The organism is Kitasatospora sp. NPDC048715 (assembly GCF_043198905.1).
GTDB lineage: Bacteria > Actinomycetota > Actinomycetes > Streptomycetales > Streptomycetaceae > Kitasatospora > Kitasatospora lactacystinica.
Window position 1 is genome coordinate 93,534 of record NZ_JBICVH010000011.1, and the last position, 14,986, is coordinate 108,519.

Annotated in this window: 15 protein-coding genes; 13 read left to right on the top strand and 2 right to left on the bottom strand. The window is 74.2% G+C overall.

The window, feature by feature from the left end; all coding sequences use genetic code 11:
• Positions 1–101 precede the first annotated feature (101 nt).
• The gene (locus tag ACGFSC_RS21570) at positions 102–260 is read left to right on the top strand and encodes a hypothetical protein (protein WP_359898564.1); all 159 of its coding nucleotides are present in this window, start codon (positions 102–104) and stop codon (positions 258–260) included.
• Between the two features lie 784 nt (positions 261–1,044).
• Entirely contained in the window at positions 1,045–1,680 is a 636-nt protein-coding gene (locus ACGFSC_RS21575) for a winged helix-turn-helix domain-containing protein (RefSeq protein ID WP_359898642.1), read from the top strand.
• A 133-nt stretch (positions 1,681–1,813) separates the two neighbouring features.
• On the opposite strand, the gene ACGFSC_RS21580 is transcribed toward ACGFSC_RS21575, so the two are convergent.
• A complete protein-coding gene (locus ACGFSC_RS21580) occupies positions 1,814–2,596 on the bottom strand; it encodes an IclR family transcriptional regulator (protein WP_359898563.1) in 783 nt (260 codons plus the stop codon).
• Between the two features lie 445 nt (positions 2,597–3,041).
• Here ACGFSC_RS21580 and ACGFSC_RS21585 point away from each other — a divergent pair, with 445 nt between their 5' ends.
• The 6 genes from ACGFSC_RS21585 (at position 3,042) to ACGFSC_RS21610 (ending at position 9,040) form a co-directional block, all read left to right on the top strand.
• On the top strand, positions 3,042–4,115 hold the full coding sequence (locus ACGFSC_RS21585; RefSeq protein WP_359898562.1) for an ABC transporter substrate-binding protein: 1,074 nt from the start codon (positions 3,042–3,044) through the stop codon (positions 4,113–4,115).
• Positions 4,116–4,186: 71 nt separating this feature from the next.
• Entirely contained in the window at positions 4,187–5,215 is a 1,029-nt protein-coding gene (locus tag ACGFSC_RS21590) for an NrtA/SsuA/CpmA family ABC transporter substrate-binding protein (protein ID WP_359898561.1), read from the top strand.
• The gene (locus tag ACGFSC_RS21595) at positions 5,212–6,078 is read left to right on the top strand and encodes an ABC transporter permease (RefSeq protein ID WP_359898560.1); all 867 of its coding nucleotides are present in this window, start codon (positions 5,212–5,214) and stop codon (positions 6,076–6,078) included. Before ACGFSC_RS21590 ends, ACGFSC_RS21595 begins: the two co-directional genes overlap by 4 nt.
• The gene (locus ACGFSC_RS21600) at positions 6,075–6,905 is read left to right on the top strand and encodes an ABC transporter ATP-binding protein (RefSeq protein WP_359898559.1); all 831 of its coding nucleotides are present in this window, start codon (positions 6,075–6,077) and stop codon (positions 6,903–6,905) included. Before ACGFSC_RS21595 ends, ACGFSC_RS21600 begins: the two co-directional genes overlap by 4 nt.
• A 137-nt stretch (positions 6,906–7,042) precedes the next feature.
• Complete coding sequence (locus ACGFSC_RS21605; protein WP_359898558.1) at positions 7,043–7,948, top strand: ABC transporter substrate-binding protein; 906 nt, start codon at positions 7,043–7,045, stop codon at positions 7,946–7,948.
• Positions 7,949–7,951: 3 nt separating this feature from the next.
• On the top strand, positions 7,952–9,040 hold the full coding sequence (locus ACGFSC_RS21610; protein ID WP_359898557.1) for an LLM class flavin-dependent oxidoreductase: 1,089 nt from the start codon (positions 7,952–7,954) through the stop codon (positions 9,038–9,040).
• 167 nt (positions 9,041–9,207) lie between these two features.
• Here the strand turns inward: ACGFSC_RS21610 and ACGFSC_RS21615 are convergent, their stop codons facing one another.
• Complete coding sequence (locus tag ACGFSC_RS21615; protein ID WP_359898556.1) at positions 9,208–10,200, bottom strand: aldo/keto reductase; 993 nt, start codon at positions 10,198–10,200, stop codon at positions 9,208–9,210.
• Positions 10,201–10,720: 520 nt separating this feature from the next.
• On the opposite strand from ACGFSC_RS21615, the gene ACGFSC_RS21620 reads away from it, so the two are divergent.
• From ACGFSC_RS21620 to ACGFSC_RS21640, 5 genes are all read left to right on the top strand, one after another.
• Complete coding sequence (locus ACGFSC_RS21620) at positions 10,721–11,740, top strand: LLM class flavin-dependent oxidoreductase (protein ID WP_359898555.1); 1,020 nt, start codon at positions 10,721–10,723, stop codon at positions 11,738–11,740.
• Between the two features lie 383 nt (positions 11,741–12,123).
• Positions 12,124–12,690 carry a TetR/AcrR family transcriptional regulator gene (locus ACGFSC_RS21625; protein WP_359898554.1) on the top strand — a complete coding sequence of 189 codons (567 nt, stop codon included), beginning with the start codon at positions 12,124–12,126 and terminating at the stop codon, positions 12,688–12,690.
• 71 nt (positions 12,691–12,761) lie between these two features.
• Complete coding sequence (locus tag ACGFSC_RS21630) at positions 12,762–13,412, top strand: DUF4865 family protein (RefSeq protein WP_359898553.1); 651 nt, start codon at positions 12,762–12,764, stop codon at positions 13,410–13,412.
• A 17-nt stretch (positions 13,413–13,429) separates the two neighbouring features.
• Positions 13,430–13,963: a carboxymuconolactone decarboxylase family protein gene (locus tag ACGFSC_RS21635; protein WP_359898552.1), complete on the top strand. Its 534-nt coding sequence runs from the start codon at positions 13,430–13,432 to the stop codon at positions 13,961–13,963.
• A complete protein-coding gene (locus ACGFSC_RS21640; RefSeq protein WP_359898551.1) occupies positions 13,960–14,904 on the top strand; it encodes a phosphotriesterase in 945 nt (314 codons plus the stop codon). The genes ACGFSC_RS21635 and ACGFSC_RS21640 overlap by 4 nt, the downstream gene beginning before the upstream one ends.
• The last annotated feature ends 82 nt before the right edge of the window (positions 14,905–14,986 follow it).

A 14,986-nucleotide genomic window follows, 5' to 3' on the forward strand; every position in this document is an offset into this window, starting at 1 on the left:
TTGCGACCGGCGGACGGCCTTCGACGAACCGGCGAGGCATCGTCGGCGGGCGCCGGAGACGGCGTGCCACCGTGTGGAGAACGAAGGGGGAGGGCAGCCGGATGACCGTCGGCCGACGACGCATCATCACCGCCGTGCCCGGCTCCCCGATGCCCGATGCCCTCGTGTCCGGCACTGCCGTGCCCGGTGCCGCCGATCCGGCGCTCACCGTCCGCCGCTACATCGACCACGCGCTGACCTGCAGCGCGTGTTGTCGCTGACCGGCCTGACCTTCTCGGTACGTCCCCGGCGCTGACGGCCCACCCGGCCCACCGCCCGACGCACCGCCGACACCCGTCGACCAGGCCGTAGCGGACCGCCCCACCGGCGTGCCCGCGGCCGACCATCCGGACCCGCCCAGCGGAGAGACCACCAGTGAACATCGTCTGCCCCAGTACCGCCCCCGGCGTCGTCGGCCGTACCCGAACGACCGGGTCGGCCCCCGCGATGCGCGCGGACGGACGGACCGGACGGTGGAACGGGTGCGGGAGCCGCGCCGTGGACAGCCGCCGGGGTCGCCCCGACCTCGAGCCGTTCTGGCCGTCCCGGCAGCCGCACCTGTTCGATCAGACGTGTCCCGGCTCGCCCAGCGCGTCCCGGCCCTCCGCCCGCTGATCCGGTTCGGTCCAGCCCAGGCAGTACGCCCGGTCGACGCGCAGACGACTCCACCCCGTCCGTCACGCGCGAAATGAGCGGCACACCATGTCTTCTTCTTCCACGGCCACCCTGCCCCTGCCCACCGCGACCCCGCACCTGCGCGCGGTCCGCTCCGTCCCGCCGGTCACCGCCGTTCCCGCGGCCGGTCCCGGCACGTCCGGGGTCGCCGGACCGTCCGTCCCCCCGGCACCGGGGGCCGACCGATGGCCCGGCGCGGCGACCCGCACGCCCCAGGTCCGCCCGACCCAAACCCGCCCGCCCCATGCCGGCCCGACCCACGCCGGTCCGGTCCGCCCGGCCGTCGTCCCGGCCCCCGCCGCCGCGCAGCCCGGCGCGACGGTCCCGCAGGTGCCCCAGGCGCTGCTCGCCGCGCTGCCGGAGGGGGCGGCCGTCGTCGCCACCCTGCCGCAGGGCGTGCTGCCGCAGGGGGTGCTGGCCCAGTTCGGCGCGCAGTTCGGCGGCGCGAACGGCAGCCCGATGGTCGGCTACCTGGTGCTGGTGCCGGCCGAGAGCCCGGTGGCCGGAACCGTCGGGCTGCCCGGCGTTCCGGCCGGCGCCGCCACCGTCTCCGGGGCCGCCGCGCTCTCCGGGGGGCACCCGGTCACCGGGGCTCACCCGGCTCCCGGCGCGCCGGCGGCGACCGGCGGGCCCGCCGCCCACGCCGTCGCGGGGGTCCGTCACGTCCGCCCGGCCGAGCGCGGCATCGCCGTCGACAGCGAGCGGCGCAACGCCTACGTCGACGGGCGGCTGCTCGACCTCACCTACCTGGAGTTCGAGCTGCTGGCCCACCTCACCGAGCACCCGCAGCGGGTGCACACCCGGGACCACCTGGTCTCCGCGGTCTGGGGCTACGGCCACGTCGGGGACGGGCGGACGGTCGACGTGCACGTCGCCCGGCTGCGCCGCAAGCTCGGACCGGCCTACCGGGACACCATCGTGACGGTCCGCCGGGTCGGCTACAAGTACACCCCGGCCACGGTCTGACGGCGGGCGGCCACCGGTCCGGTCCCCTCGGCGGGCGGCCACCGGTCGGCCGCCACCGTCGGGTCCCGGCGGCGGGCCGCTCGTCCAGGACGTGGACGGGCGGCCCGCCGCTTCCTCGTGTCCCGGTGGGCCCTCAGGAACGCTGATCCGGCGGCAGCAGCAGGACGGCGAGCGCGTCGGCGCAGCCGCGGGCGTGACCGAGGAACCAGTCCAGCCGGTCATCGGTGAGGTGCGCGGGCGTCGAGCGGACCGCGAGGGCGAACCGCGCCTGCCCGGCGCCGTCCAGGACGGGCACGGCGACCGTCCGCACCCCGGCGGCCGACTCGCCGTCGTTGAGCGCGTACCCGGCCGCTCGGACCTTCGCCAACTCGTCGTCCAGGAGCGCTGGTTCGGTGATCGTGCGGTCGGTGAAGGAGGGCAGCGGTCCCAGTGCCGCCGGCGCCGTCTCGCCCGGGCGGGGCCAGGCCAGCAGGATCTTGCCGAGGGCCGTGGAGTGCAGTGGCCGGCGCAGGCCCAGCCCGGTGTCCGGGCGGACGGAACCGCCGACCAGGATCACGGCGTGGGTGCCGCTGCGGATCGCCAGGTCGGCGGTCGCCTTGGTGCGCCGGGAGAGCAGGTCCAGCTCGGGCCCGGCCAGGTGCAGCCCGCGCTGGTGGAAGGTGAGTTGGCCGAGTTCGGCGACGGCGGGACCGAGCCGGTAGCGGGCGGTCTGTTCGTCCTGCTCCAGGAATCCGGCGCTGACCAGCGTGCGGGCCAACCGGTGCGCCGTGGAGACCGACAGGCCCATCCGGCGGGCCAGGTCCGAGGCGCTCAGGTCGGGGCCGTTGTCGTGGAAGCAGTGCAGCAGCCCGAGCGCGCGCTGGACGGCCTGCGCACCGGCCGGCGGACTCTGGACGGCGGTGGCGGCCTCGGCCATGGCACCTCGCGTTTCGGTTCGGAACTCCGGACGGACGGCCGGAGGCGGTCTCAGCGTAGGGCAGCCAGTGCTGCGGAAATGTGTCGACGACGTTGCAATGGAATGGCGTTGATGAACAACTGATCCCACGATGTGGCAAAAGCTTGCTTCGGGCTCGTCTGCCGTGGAACGCTCCTCGCATCGCGTCGAACGGCCACTCGGCCTCGGCGGTGACCGTCCCGATTCCACGGAAGGAGAAGCGCCGTGACGTCCCACCGGTGTCTCCCCTCCCGTGCGTGTTGTCGCTGAACGACCCCTCCCGCGCCGCCCGACCCTCCCGCACCGCCTGCCGTCCTGCATCGTGGCGCACAACTTCTTTGCGCACCAGGCCTCATGGGCCTCCGTGCGGTCATCGATCCCGAGCTCCTCCGGCCGTCGTCGGAGCCCCCGTAGAGGACCAACTCCGTTGTCCAGTCGTACCCAGAACGCCTCCCCGCTTCCCGACACCCTCTGGTTCACCCGCTGCCCGGTGCCCACCGCGACCGGGATCGCCGCCGATCAGGGTTGGCTCGCCCACGAGTTCGCCGCCGACGGCATCGCGGTCCGCTCGCTGCAGGACGCACCGCCCGAGGTGGCCGCGGACCACCACTACACCCACGCGCTGACCGGTCTGTTCCGGGAGGGCGGAAACGTCCCCGCGCTGTGGGCCCGTTCGCGCGGCGAGGCGACCAGGCTGATCGGCCTCACCTGGATCGAGGAGCGCCAGGTGGTGCTCGTCCGGGCCGGCAGCGGCATCACCGAACCCGGGCAACTGCGTGGACTGCGACTGGCGGTGCCACATCATGACATCGGCATCGACTTCTGGCGGGCGATGGCGCTGGCCGGCCTCCGGGGCGCCCTCGGGCTCGCGGGCCTCACCCTGGCGGACGCCGAGCTGGTGGACGTCCCCGGTTCCGAGGGCGCCGGGCAGTGGTCCGCCGAGCTGGCCGCGCTGCGGGACGGCACGGTGGACGCGGTGTACGTGAAGGGGGCGCTCGCCGTCGAGGCGGCCCGCCGGGTCGGTGCGGAGGTGGCCGTGGAACTGGACGCGGCGCCGGACCGCCGGGCCCGGGTCAACAACGGCACGCCCCGGCCGATCACCGTCCACCAGCGGCTGCTGGACGAACACCCCGAGCTGGTGGCCCGGTTCCTCGCCGTACTGCTGGAGGCCGCCGACTGGGCGGCGGAGCGTCCGGAGGAGGTGGTCCGGATCCTGCGGGCCGAGACCGGTGCCGGTGCCGAGGGCGTCGCCGGAGCCTATGCGCCGGGCAGCCACCGGACCCTGCGGCTCGACCTGTCGGCGGAGCGGCTGGAGCTGCTCGCGCTGCAGGAACGATTCCTCAGGGAGCAGGGCTTCCTTGCCGCGCCGGTGGACGTCCAGGCCTGGGCCGACCCGGAGCCGCTGCGCGCAGCGCGCGAGCTGCTGCGGGTGCGGCGTGCGGGTGAGGCGGCGGGCGCGGGTTCCGGTGCCGGCGGCGTTCGGATCACAGACTTCAGGTAACAGCGTTCAGCTAACAGATTTCGAAAGTTGTCAGCTGTCGGCTGTCATCTGTCACCCCCTTGGAGACCCCCGTGAAGACCCCTCGTCCCGCCCTCGCCGCCACCGCTCTGCTCGCCTCCGCCGCCCTCACCGCCTGCGGCTCCGCCGCCGACGGGGCCAAGGCCTCCGCCGACGGCGGGGCCGGCGGCAAGGCCGACGTGGTGCTCCGCCTGCCCGATCCCGGCAACAACGGCTTCCTGGCCCGCGGCAAGAAGGACGGTTCACTGGACCGCACCCTGGCCGCGGTCCACGCCAAGGTCGCCTGGACCGGCAGCGCCGGCCCCTTCGCCCCCGCCGCCCAGGCCCTCTCCGCCGACCAACTGGACATCGCCCAGGGCTCGATCACCTCGGCCGTCGCCGCGCTCGCCCAGAAGCCCGGCTTCAAGCTGTTCGCCCAGACCGCGCCCGACGGCGTCGGCGAGGGGATCCTGGTGAAGAACGACTCGCCCGTCAAGTCCGTCCAGGACCTGGTCGGCAGGAAGGTCGCCGTCTCCCAGGGCGGCACCAGCGAGTACCTGCTGCTCAAGGCACTGGCGAAGAACGGCGTCCCGGCCGACAAGGTGGAGCGGGTCTACCTGCGCGCCGACCAGACCTCCGGCGTCTTCAACTCCGGCCAGGTGGACGCCTGGGCGACCTGGAACACCTTCTCGACACCCGCCGTCGCCAACGCCGGTGCGCACTTCCTGGTCAACGGCCAGGAGGTGGGCTCCGACAACTACGCGGTCTGGGCGGTGCGCAACGGCTTCGCCGACAAGCACCCCGAGGTGGTGAAGGCCTTCTACGCCTACCTGCGGGAGAACGGCGCCAAGGAGAAGGCCGACCCGGCCGGCTACCTCAACGTGTTCACCGACGCCGGCCCGACCGCCGTCACCCCCGCCGAGAAGGACGTCGCGGTGAACGTCGGCAAGCAGGGCACCCCGGCCGACGCCATCTCCGACGCCGACACCGCCCGCTTCGGGACGGTCGCCCAGTTCTTCGCCGACCAGAAGGTCACCAAGCAGCTGGTGGACGTCAAGCCGTACCTGATCGACATCAACAAGCTCGGGGACGGTGCCAAGTGACCACCTCCACCCGGCCGTTCACGCCGGAAGACACCCGGGCCGCACTGGAATCCGGCCTGGTCGCCCCGCAGAGCCGGCAGCCCCGGCCCCGCCCCCGGGCACTCGCCGTGACCCTGCGCACCATCGGTCCGCTCGCCCTGCTCGGCGGCTGGGCACTCGCCTCCGCCACCGGCGCGCTCACCCAGGACGTGCTCGCCTCGCCCGCCCAGGTCGCGCAGGCGGTGGGGGAGTTGTGGGGCAACGGCCAGCTGACCGACGCCCTGTCGGTCTCCCTCACCCGCGCCGGACTCGGACTGTTCTTCGGCGCGACCGCCGGACTGGTGCTCGGCGTGGTCACCGGATTCACCCGCCTCGGCGAGGAGTTGCTCGACTCCGCGATCCAGGTCCTGCGCACCGTGCCCTTCCTGGCCCTCGTCCCGCTGTTCATGGTGTGGTTCGGCATCACGGAGACCGCGAAGGTCGCCCTGATCGGGGTCGCCACCAGCTTCCCGATGTACGTGTCCGCCTCGGGTGGGGTCCGCAGCACCGACCGCAAGCTGGTCGAGGCGATGCGCAGCTTCGGCCTCGGGCGCTGGGCGATCGTGCGCACGGTCGTGCTGCCCGGCGCCCTGCCCTCGCTGCTGTCCGGATTGCGCCTGTCGATGACGCTCAGCGTGATCGCCCTGATCGCCGCCGAGGAGATCAACTCCACCGAAGGCATCGGCTACTTGATGGCCCAGGCGCAGAACTACTCGCGCACCGACGTCCTCGCCGTCTGCATCCTGATCTACGGGCTGCTCGGCCTCGCCGCGGACGGTGTCGTCCGGGTCCTGGAGCGCGTGCTGATGCCGTGGCGCCAGATCGTCCAGGGAGCGACCCGATGACCGCCGACACGTTCACCACCGCCACGTCCTCGTCCTCCGCGCCGGCCTCTCTGTCGGTCCCCTCGGTCCCCTCGGTCCCCTCGGTCCCCTCGGTCCCCTCGGTCCCCTCCGCCTCCTCCGCCTCCGAGGAGACGGTCCCGGCCGTCCACCTGCGCGGTCTGCGCCGGGTGTTCGGCACCCGGGCGGTGCTCGACGGGGTCGACCTCTCCATCGCCCGTGGGGAGTTCGTCGCCCTGCTGGGTGCGAGCGGCACCGGCAAGACCACGCTGCTGCGCATCCTCGGGGCGCTCGACCAGGCGGACGGGGGTACCGTGCTCGTCCCGCCGGTCCGTACCGTGGTGTTCCAGGAGCCCCGCCTGGTGCCGTCCAAGCGGGTGCTGGCGAACGTCACGGTCGGCCTGCCGCGCGGCGCCGCGACCCGGGAGACCGGGCTGAAGGCGCTCGCTGAGGTCGGCCTGGAGCGGCACGCCGAGGCCTGGCCGGCCACCCTGTCGGGAGGTGAGGCGCAGCGCGTCGCACTCGCCCGGGCGCTCGTCCGGGAGCCGCAACTCCTGCTGCTCGACGAACCGTTCGCCGCCCTGGACGCGCTCACCCGGCTGCGCATGCAGGACCTCGTCGGCGACCTGGTGCGCCGCCACCGCCCGGCGGTACTGCTGGTCACCCACGACGTGGACGAAGCCGTACGGCTCGCCGACCGGGTCGTGGTACTGCGCGACGGCCTGCTCGCCCGGGACGAAGCCGTCACCGTCGAGAGCCCGCGCGACCCGGCCGATCCCGCCTTCGCCGACCTGCGGCGCCGGCTGCTCGCCGACCTCGGCGTCCACTGACGCCCGCGATCCACCACTGTCCACCGCAGTTCCCCGCGGTTTCCCGCGGTTTCCCGCGAACCCCCGCTATCCTCCCGATTTCCCCCGATTCACCCTGACTTCCGACCAACCGAGCCCGCACCACCGGAGTTGACCAGATGACCGTCACCCTCGGCGTCCACGCCAGCAACCCGTCGCTCTACTACCTCGCCCGACTCCCCTACCTGGACGAGGAGCTGGCCCCGCACGGCGAGACCGGCGCCTTCCACCACTACGCGGACGGCACCCGCACCGGCGCGCTGCTCGCCGAGGGCGTCATCGACTTCGGCGGCACCGGTTCCACCCCGCCGATCACCGCGCAGGCGGCCGGCCACGACCTGGTCTACGCGGCCGTCTCCGCACCCCGCCCCGACCACGGCGCCCTCCTGGTGCTGGACTCCGGCCCGGTGCGGACGGTCGCGGACCTCAAGGGTGCCACCGTCGTCCTCGCCGTCGGCTCCTGGCAGACCCACCTGCTCGCCAAGGCCCTGCACGCGCAGGGACTGTCGTACGGCGACGACGTCACCCCGGAGCGCCCGGCGGCCGGCCAGGACCAGGCCCGGCGGCTGCGCGACGGCGAGATCGCCGGCTGGATCGCCCAGGGCGCCGAACTCGCCGCAGCCCGCCGCACCGGGGGGTTCCGCGAGCTGATCCGCACCGGTGACGTCATCACCGACCGTTCGGTGTTCTTCACCCGCCGGGACTTCGCGACCGGCCGCCCCGAGGTGGTCGCCGCGATCGCGACCGCCCTGCGCCGGGCGGACGCCTGGGCGGCCGCCAATCCGGCCGAGGCCGCCGCGATCGCCGCCGAGGAACTGGGCGGCACGGCCGCCGACTGGCAGTCCGCGCTGGTCGCGCTGCCCTGGCGGCTGGAGCCCGCCACCGCCGGGTTCGTCGCCGAACAGCAGGAGGCCGCGGACATCTTCCACGGTGCGGGCTTCATCGACCGGGCACTGACCGTCGCCGACGCCCACCTCCCCGCCCTGGAGGCCCCGGTGGCCGCCGCGCTCGCGAAGGCGGTCTGACCCGTGGCCTCCGAAGTCCTCTGGTACATCATTCCGCGGGAGGGGCACTACCCCTGGGAGCCGGCCGGCCGCCGTCCGGTGGACCTCCGCTACCTCCAGCAACTGGCGGGCAGCGTCGAGCGACTGGGCTACACCGGCGCGCTGCTCGCGACCGACCTGTACGACGTCTGGACGCTCGGCAGCGCGCTCGCGGCCGCCACCACCCCGGCCTTCAAGCCGCTGCTGGCCGTCCACCCGGGGCTGGTCTCACCCACCCTGCTGGCCAAGATGGCACTCAGCTTCGACCACCTGCACGGCGGCCGGCTGCGCTTCAACGTGGTGAACGGCTCGACCGCGCAGCTGCGCGAGTACGGCCTGGACGTCGAGCACGACGACCGCTACCGGCTCAGCGGCGAGTACTGGTCGATCGTCAAGCGCCTCACGGCGGGTGAAGTCTTCGACCACAAGGGCGAGTTCTACGAACTGAAGAACGCGGGCGCCAGCCTGCGCGAGCTGACCCCGGCGCAGCCCGGCGGCATCCCGCTCTGGTTCGGCGGCAGTTCGGCGGCCGGCATCGAGATGGCCGCCGAGCACGTGGACGTCTACCTGACCTGGGGAGAGCCGCCGCACCTGCTCAAGGAGAAGCTGGACCTGGTCCGCGAGCGGGCCGCCGCCCACGGCCGGTCGGTGCGGATCGGGCTGCGGCTGCACCTGATCGTCCGCGACACCGAGGACGAGGCCTGGGCTGCCGCCGACCGGCTGCTGGACGTCACCGGTGAGGCCACCTACGCGCGCCAGCTGGGTGGCGCGAAGGCGGAGGACGGGGTCGGCTGGCAGCGGCAGTTCCGCCAGCACGGCGGGAAGGTGCCGGCGCGGGCCCGGGAGCTGGAGGCCTACCCCAACCTCTGGCCGGGAATGAGCCTGTTCCGCCCCGGGCCCGGTACGGCGGTGGTCGGCTCGACCGCCCAGGTGATCGAGCGCCTGCAGGAGTTCGAGGCGCTGGGTGTCGACACCTTCATCCTCTCGGGCAACCCGCTGCTGGAGGAGGCCCATCGGGTTGCAGAAACGGTTCTGCCCGCTCTGGGCATCAAGCGGCCGCACGCCGGTGGCTGACTGGTGACAGCTGACAAGTGACGGATAACGGATAACAGATGACGGATGACAGCTGACAGATTTCGAAATCTGTCAGCTGTCATCCGTCGATCGTCGGCTGTCGGCGTCAGTCGTAGCCATCAGCCGCAGCGATCAGCCTCGGCCGCCGGCCGGCGCCTCCGCCCCGTTCAGCGGCTCAGCCGGTCGATCTCCGCCAGCTCCTCGGCCGTCAGCGGCCCGCCCGCCAGTGCGTCGAGGTTCTGGTCCAGCTGGGCGACGCTGCTCGCACCGATGATCACCGAGACCACCCGCGGGTCCCGCAGCACCCAGCACAGCGCCAGCTGCGCCAGCGTCTGCCCGCGCCGCTCGGCGACCGCGGCCAGCGCCCGCAGCTGCTCCAGCTTCCGCTCGGTCAGGGCCTCCTCGGTGAGGAACTTCCCGACCGACATCCGCGAGCCCGCCGGAACCGCCCCGGACAGGTAGCGGTCGGTCAGCAGCCCCTGGGCCAGCGGCGAGTAGGCGATGAGGCTGCTCTGGGTTTCGCCCACCGCGTCCAGCACGCCGCCGTCCTCCACGTGCCGGTTGAGGATCGAGTACGCCGACTGGTTCATCAGCACCGGCGTCCCCAGCTCGCGCAGGATCGCCACCGCCTCCCGGTGCTGCTCCGCCGGGTAGTTGGAGATCGCCGCGTACAGCGCCCTGCCCGAGCGCACCGCGCTGTCGAGCGCGCCCATCGTCTCCTCGATCGGGGTGTCCGGGTCGTACCGGTGCGAGTAGAAGACGTCGACGTAGTCCAGCCCCATCCGGTCCAGCGACTGGTCGAGGCTGGCCAGCAGGTACTTGCGGCTGCCGCCGTTGCCGTACGGGCCGGGCCACATGTCCCAGCCGGCCTTGGTGGCGATGAACAGCTCGTCCCGGTACGGCCGGAAGTCCTGGGCGAACAGGTAGCCGAAGTTGCGCTCGGCGCTGCCGTACGGCGGGCCGTAGTTGTTCGCCAGGTCGAAGTGCGTGACGCCCCGGTCGAAGGCCCGGCGCAGCACCGCCCGCTGCACGTCCAGCGGCTGGGCGTCACCGAAGTTGTGCCAGAGCCCCAGCGAGACGGCGGGCAGCTGGACGCCGCTGCGGCCGGCCTTCCGATAGGTCATCGAGTCATAGCGGTCATCCGCGGCGAGGTAGCTCATGCCGGACATCCTGCCAGTCCGTCGCGGCGGATCAAGCCTTGCCCCGTTCCGGGCCGGTGCCTATGCTCGCGGAGGATCGCGTGCGTGCGAGGCGAGGGGGAGGCGAGATGGCAGTCCGGACCGTGACCGTGACCGTGACCGTGGCCGCCGCCGCAGCCCGCTGTTGTTGTCGCCGCCACCGCAGCACCGACCGCTGACGCCACCCGCGAGCCCCGCCGCCCGAGCGGCCCACCGCCCGCCCCGTCGGCCGTTCCGCCGGTGCCGCCCGTAGGAGCGCGGCGCCGGACCGCGCACCGGCTCCCCGCGCTCCGCTCTCCGTGCGGCCCACCGAATCCCGGGACGCTCCGGCCCGCCGGTCCCGTCCCGGTCCTGCTCGGCTCGTTCCCATGCTCAGCCCGTACCCGGCCCCGGCCATGGCCCCGGCCCGACCCTGGTCCGACCCGAACCCGGCCCTGGTCCGACCCGAGCCCGACCCCGACCCCGAGCCCGAGCCCGACCCCGAGCGCCCAAGGAGACCGCCGTGCGGTTCACCGTCTCGTCCCTCGTCGCCAACGCCCCCGACCCGGTCACCGGCGTCCGGCGCACCCCGCAGCAGAAGCTGCACAACGTCATCGACCAGGCCGTCCTCGCCGAGCAGCTCGGCTACGACGGCTACGGAGTGGGGGAGCGGCACGGTGAGCCGTTCCTCTCCCCGGCGCCGCCCCTGCTGCTGAGCGCCATCGCCGCCCGCACCTCCACCATCCGGCTGTTCACCACGGTGACGGTGCTCAGCGTCCTCGACCCGGTCCGGGTCGCCGAGGACTACGCGATGCTCGACCAACTCTCCGGGGGTCGGTTGGAGTTGATCGTCGGCAAGGGCAACGACCCGCGCCATTTCGGACTGTTCGGCCTCCCCGAGGAGCGCCAGTGGGAGGCGCTCGCGGAGAACTACGGCCTGCTGCGAAGGCTCTGGCGCGAGGAGAAGGTGACCTGGGAGGGCTCGACCCGCCCGCCGCTCACGGACGTCACGGTCTGGCCGCGCCCGCTCCAGGACCCGATCCCGGTGTGGCACGGCAGCGCGACCAGCACGCGGTCCACCGACCTCGCGGCCCGCCACGGCGACCCGCTCTTCTCCGCCAACTCCTTCCATCCGCTGGAGAAGTACCGGACGCTGGTCGAGCACTACCGCGAGCGCTGGGAGCACTACGGGCACGACCCGGCGCGGGCCCGGGTGGGCGCGAGCTTCGGCGGACTGTTCGTCGCCGAGCGCTCGCAGGACGCCGTCGAGGGCTTCCGCCCGTACTGGAACGCACTGTTCGACTCGGCCGCGGGCCGGCACAACAACTCGCCGTTCACCTCGCTGGAGGACGCGCTGGAGCGCGGCTCGGCGCTGGTCGGCAGTCCGCAGCAGGTGATCGAGAAGATCCACCGCTACCACGAGGCCTTCGGCAACGAGGTGGTCGGCATCGGGGTCGACGCCCTCACCGAGGGGGCGCAGCGCGAGCAGTTGGAGCTGTTCGCGAGCGCGGTGGCGCCGGAGATCCGTCGGGCGCTGCCGTAGCGGTCCACGCCCGCCGCGCGCTGCCACGGCAGCCCGGATCTCCCGCCCGCCCGCGCAATGCGCCGTGCACCCCCTACGCGGCGTGACGCCGGCAACCGTGCGTGACGTGACGCGCGCCACCAGGTGCGCCGGAATGCCGTTCGGCGGGGCGGGGGATGACGAACGGTCGAGGGGCCGTGGCCGCCGGGGGGCGGCGCACGGCCCTCAACCGTTCCGCCCCGGGGGTCCCGGGGAGCCGCCCGCGCACCCAAGGGTCGGAGCCGGAGCCGGACCAGGGTCGGAGCCGGAGCCGGAGCCCCGAGCGCGAGCCCGGGTCGGGTCGGGTCGGGGCGGTCGGAGTCCGCACTGGCCTTCTGTACCTACTGGTATGTACAGTGTTCCGCATGAGCACCCAGGACCGCCTCATCGAGAGCACCCAGGCCCTCCTCTGGGAGCGCGGCTACGTCGGCACCAGCCCCAAGGCCATCCAGCAGCGCTCTGGCGTCGGCCAGGGCAGCATGTACCACCACTTCGCCGGCAAGCCCGACCTCGCGGCCGCCGCCCTGCGCCGCAGCGCCGAGCAGATGCGCGGCGTCGCCGAGGCCGACCTCGCCGCCCCCGGCAGCGCATACGACCGGATCGCCGCCTACCTGCAGCGCGACCGCGACGTCCTGCGCGGCTGCCGGATCGGCCGGATGGCCCAGGACCCGGACGTGGTCGCCGACCCGCTCCTGCGCGCGCCCGTCGAGGAGACCTTCGACTGGCTGCGCGGCCGGATCGCCGGACTGATCGCCGACGGCCAGGCGGGCGGCGAGTTCGCCCCCGGCCTCGACCCGGCCGACACCGCCGCCGCCGTGGTCGCCGTCGTCCAGGGCGGCTACGTCCTGGCCCGTGCCGCCGACAGCGCCGAGCCGTTCGACCGGGCCGTTCGTGGCGCCCTCGGCCTGCTCGCGGCACACCGCACGGCCTGACCCGCCAAGCCCGCCCGGCCGGTAGTCCGCCTGCCTGCCTGCCGGACCCGTCGAACCCGAGGAGCCCAGCCGTGCACGCGATGCAGTACGAGATCACCCTGCCCGCCGACTACGACATGGGCGTCATCCGCAAGCGCGTCGCCGACAAGGGCCGCCTGCTCGACGCGCACCCGGGCCTCGGCCTCAAGGCCTACCTGGTCCGCGAGCGCGGCCGACAGGGCTCGCCCGTCAACCAGTACGCGCCGTTCTACCTCTGGCGCACCGTCGAAGGCATGAACGGTTTCCTCTGGGGGCCGGGATTCCGCGGCCTGAGCGCCGACTTCGGCCGCCCCGCCGTCCGGCACTGGCTGGGCGCGGGCCTGACCCACGGCGCGCCAGGAACCTCGGCGGCCTCGGCATCGGCCTCGGAGGCAGCGTCGCCAACGGAGGCGGCGTCGTCACCGGAGGGGGCGGCCGGGCCGCCGACCACCGCCACCCGCGAGACCGTACGGCTGCCGGAATCCGCCGACCCGGCCGAGGCCGTCGAGCGGGCGCTCGCCGACCTGCCCACGCACCCGGCCCTGCACACCGCCGCCGTGGCCGTCGACCCGAGCCGCTGGGAGCTGCTCCGCTTCGCCCTCTGGCACGGCCCGGCCCCCGAGGACGAGCCCGGCGTCCGTTACCAGGTGCTGCACCTGTCCCGCCCCGAACTCGACCGGCTGCCGGCCGGCCGCCACTGGTGAAAGGACCCACCGCCCCGATGTCCCCCGCGACCGTTCCCACCGGCACCGACCTCACCCCGGCCCCGACCGACCGCACGGCCGGTTACGCCCTGCTCGCCGAACTCGCGGGTCCCGGCGCCGCCACCACGCTCGGGGGTCTGGACGCCCTCGCCCCCGGCTTCCCCGACTGGATCGTCACCAGCCTCTTCGGCGGTACCTACCAGCGTCCCGGACTCGCCCTGCGCGACCGCCAGATCGCGAACCTGGCCGCGCTCACCGCACTCGGCGGCGTCGAGCCGCAGCTGGCCGACCACGTCCGCTACAGCCGACGGATCGGCCTGACGGAGGCGGAGATCACCGAGGTCATCGTCCACCTCGCGCCGTACGTCGGTCTCCCCAGGGCGCTGGCCGGCCTGCGCGTCGCCACCGCCGCCTTCGCGGACGCCACCTTCGCCGACGCTACCTTCGCCGACGCCGCGGCCAGGGCCGAGGCCAAGGCCGGGACCGGGACCGGCACCGAGGCCGCGGCGGAGACCGTCGCCGGGAGCGCCACCCCGGAGGCCGACGCATGAGCCGCACCGTCCGCACCGTCCTCGGCGACCTGGACCCCGCCGACCTCGGGGTCACCGACTCCCACGACCACCTCTTCATCCGCAGCCCGCTGCTCCCCGGCCAGGAGCTGGACGATCCGGCCGCCGCCGAGGACGTCCTGCGGACCTACGCCGCCGCCGGTGGCCGTGCCCTCGTCCAGTGGACACCGCTCGGCCTGGGCCGGGGCGCGGACTCCCTCGCCGCGCTCTCCCGCGCCACCGGCGTCCACGTCGTCGCCGCCACCGGCGCGCACCAGGCGGTCCACTACGCGCCGGGCTTCTTCCCGGACGTCGACGGCGACCCGGCCGAGCGCCCCGGCGCGTACGCCGACCTCGCAGAACGCTTCGTCGCCGAACTCACCACCGGTCTGCCCGGCGCGCCCGAGGGCGTCCGGGCCGGGCTGATCAAGGTCGCGGGCGATCCGGGGCCCGTGAGCCGGCACACCCGGTGGACGATGGCCGCGGCGGCGGAGGCCCACCACGCCACCGGCGCCCCGATCGCCGTCCACCTCGAAGCCGACGGCGCTCCGCTCCGGGTCCTGAACCTGCTGCACGACCGGCACGGGGTCCGGCCCGACCGGATCGTCCTCGGTCACCTCACCCGGCTCCCCGACCGCGCGCTGCACCGTGCCCTGGCCGCCGAGGGGGTCCGGCTCGCCCTGGACAGCCCCTCCCGGTCCGGCCGGTCCGGCGACCACCAGGCCTTCGACGTCATCGCCGACCTGGTCGAGGCGGGCCACGCCGACCAGCTGCTGCTCGGCGCCGACACCACCACCAGGACCGCCCGCGCGGCCGCCGGCCCGGTCGGTCTGCTCGCCGACCTCGCCCCGCGCCTCGCCCGCAGCTACGGCCCGGAACTGCCCGAGTTGCTCCTCGTCACCAACCCGGCCGCCGCCTTCGCCGCCGACTGGCGCACGCCGTAGGCGGGGCCCTCGTCGCCCGCGGGTCCCATCGGCCGCGGCTGCGGCTGCCGGAGCGGGCATTCGGCAGACGGCCGCCGGGCGG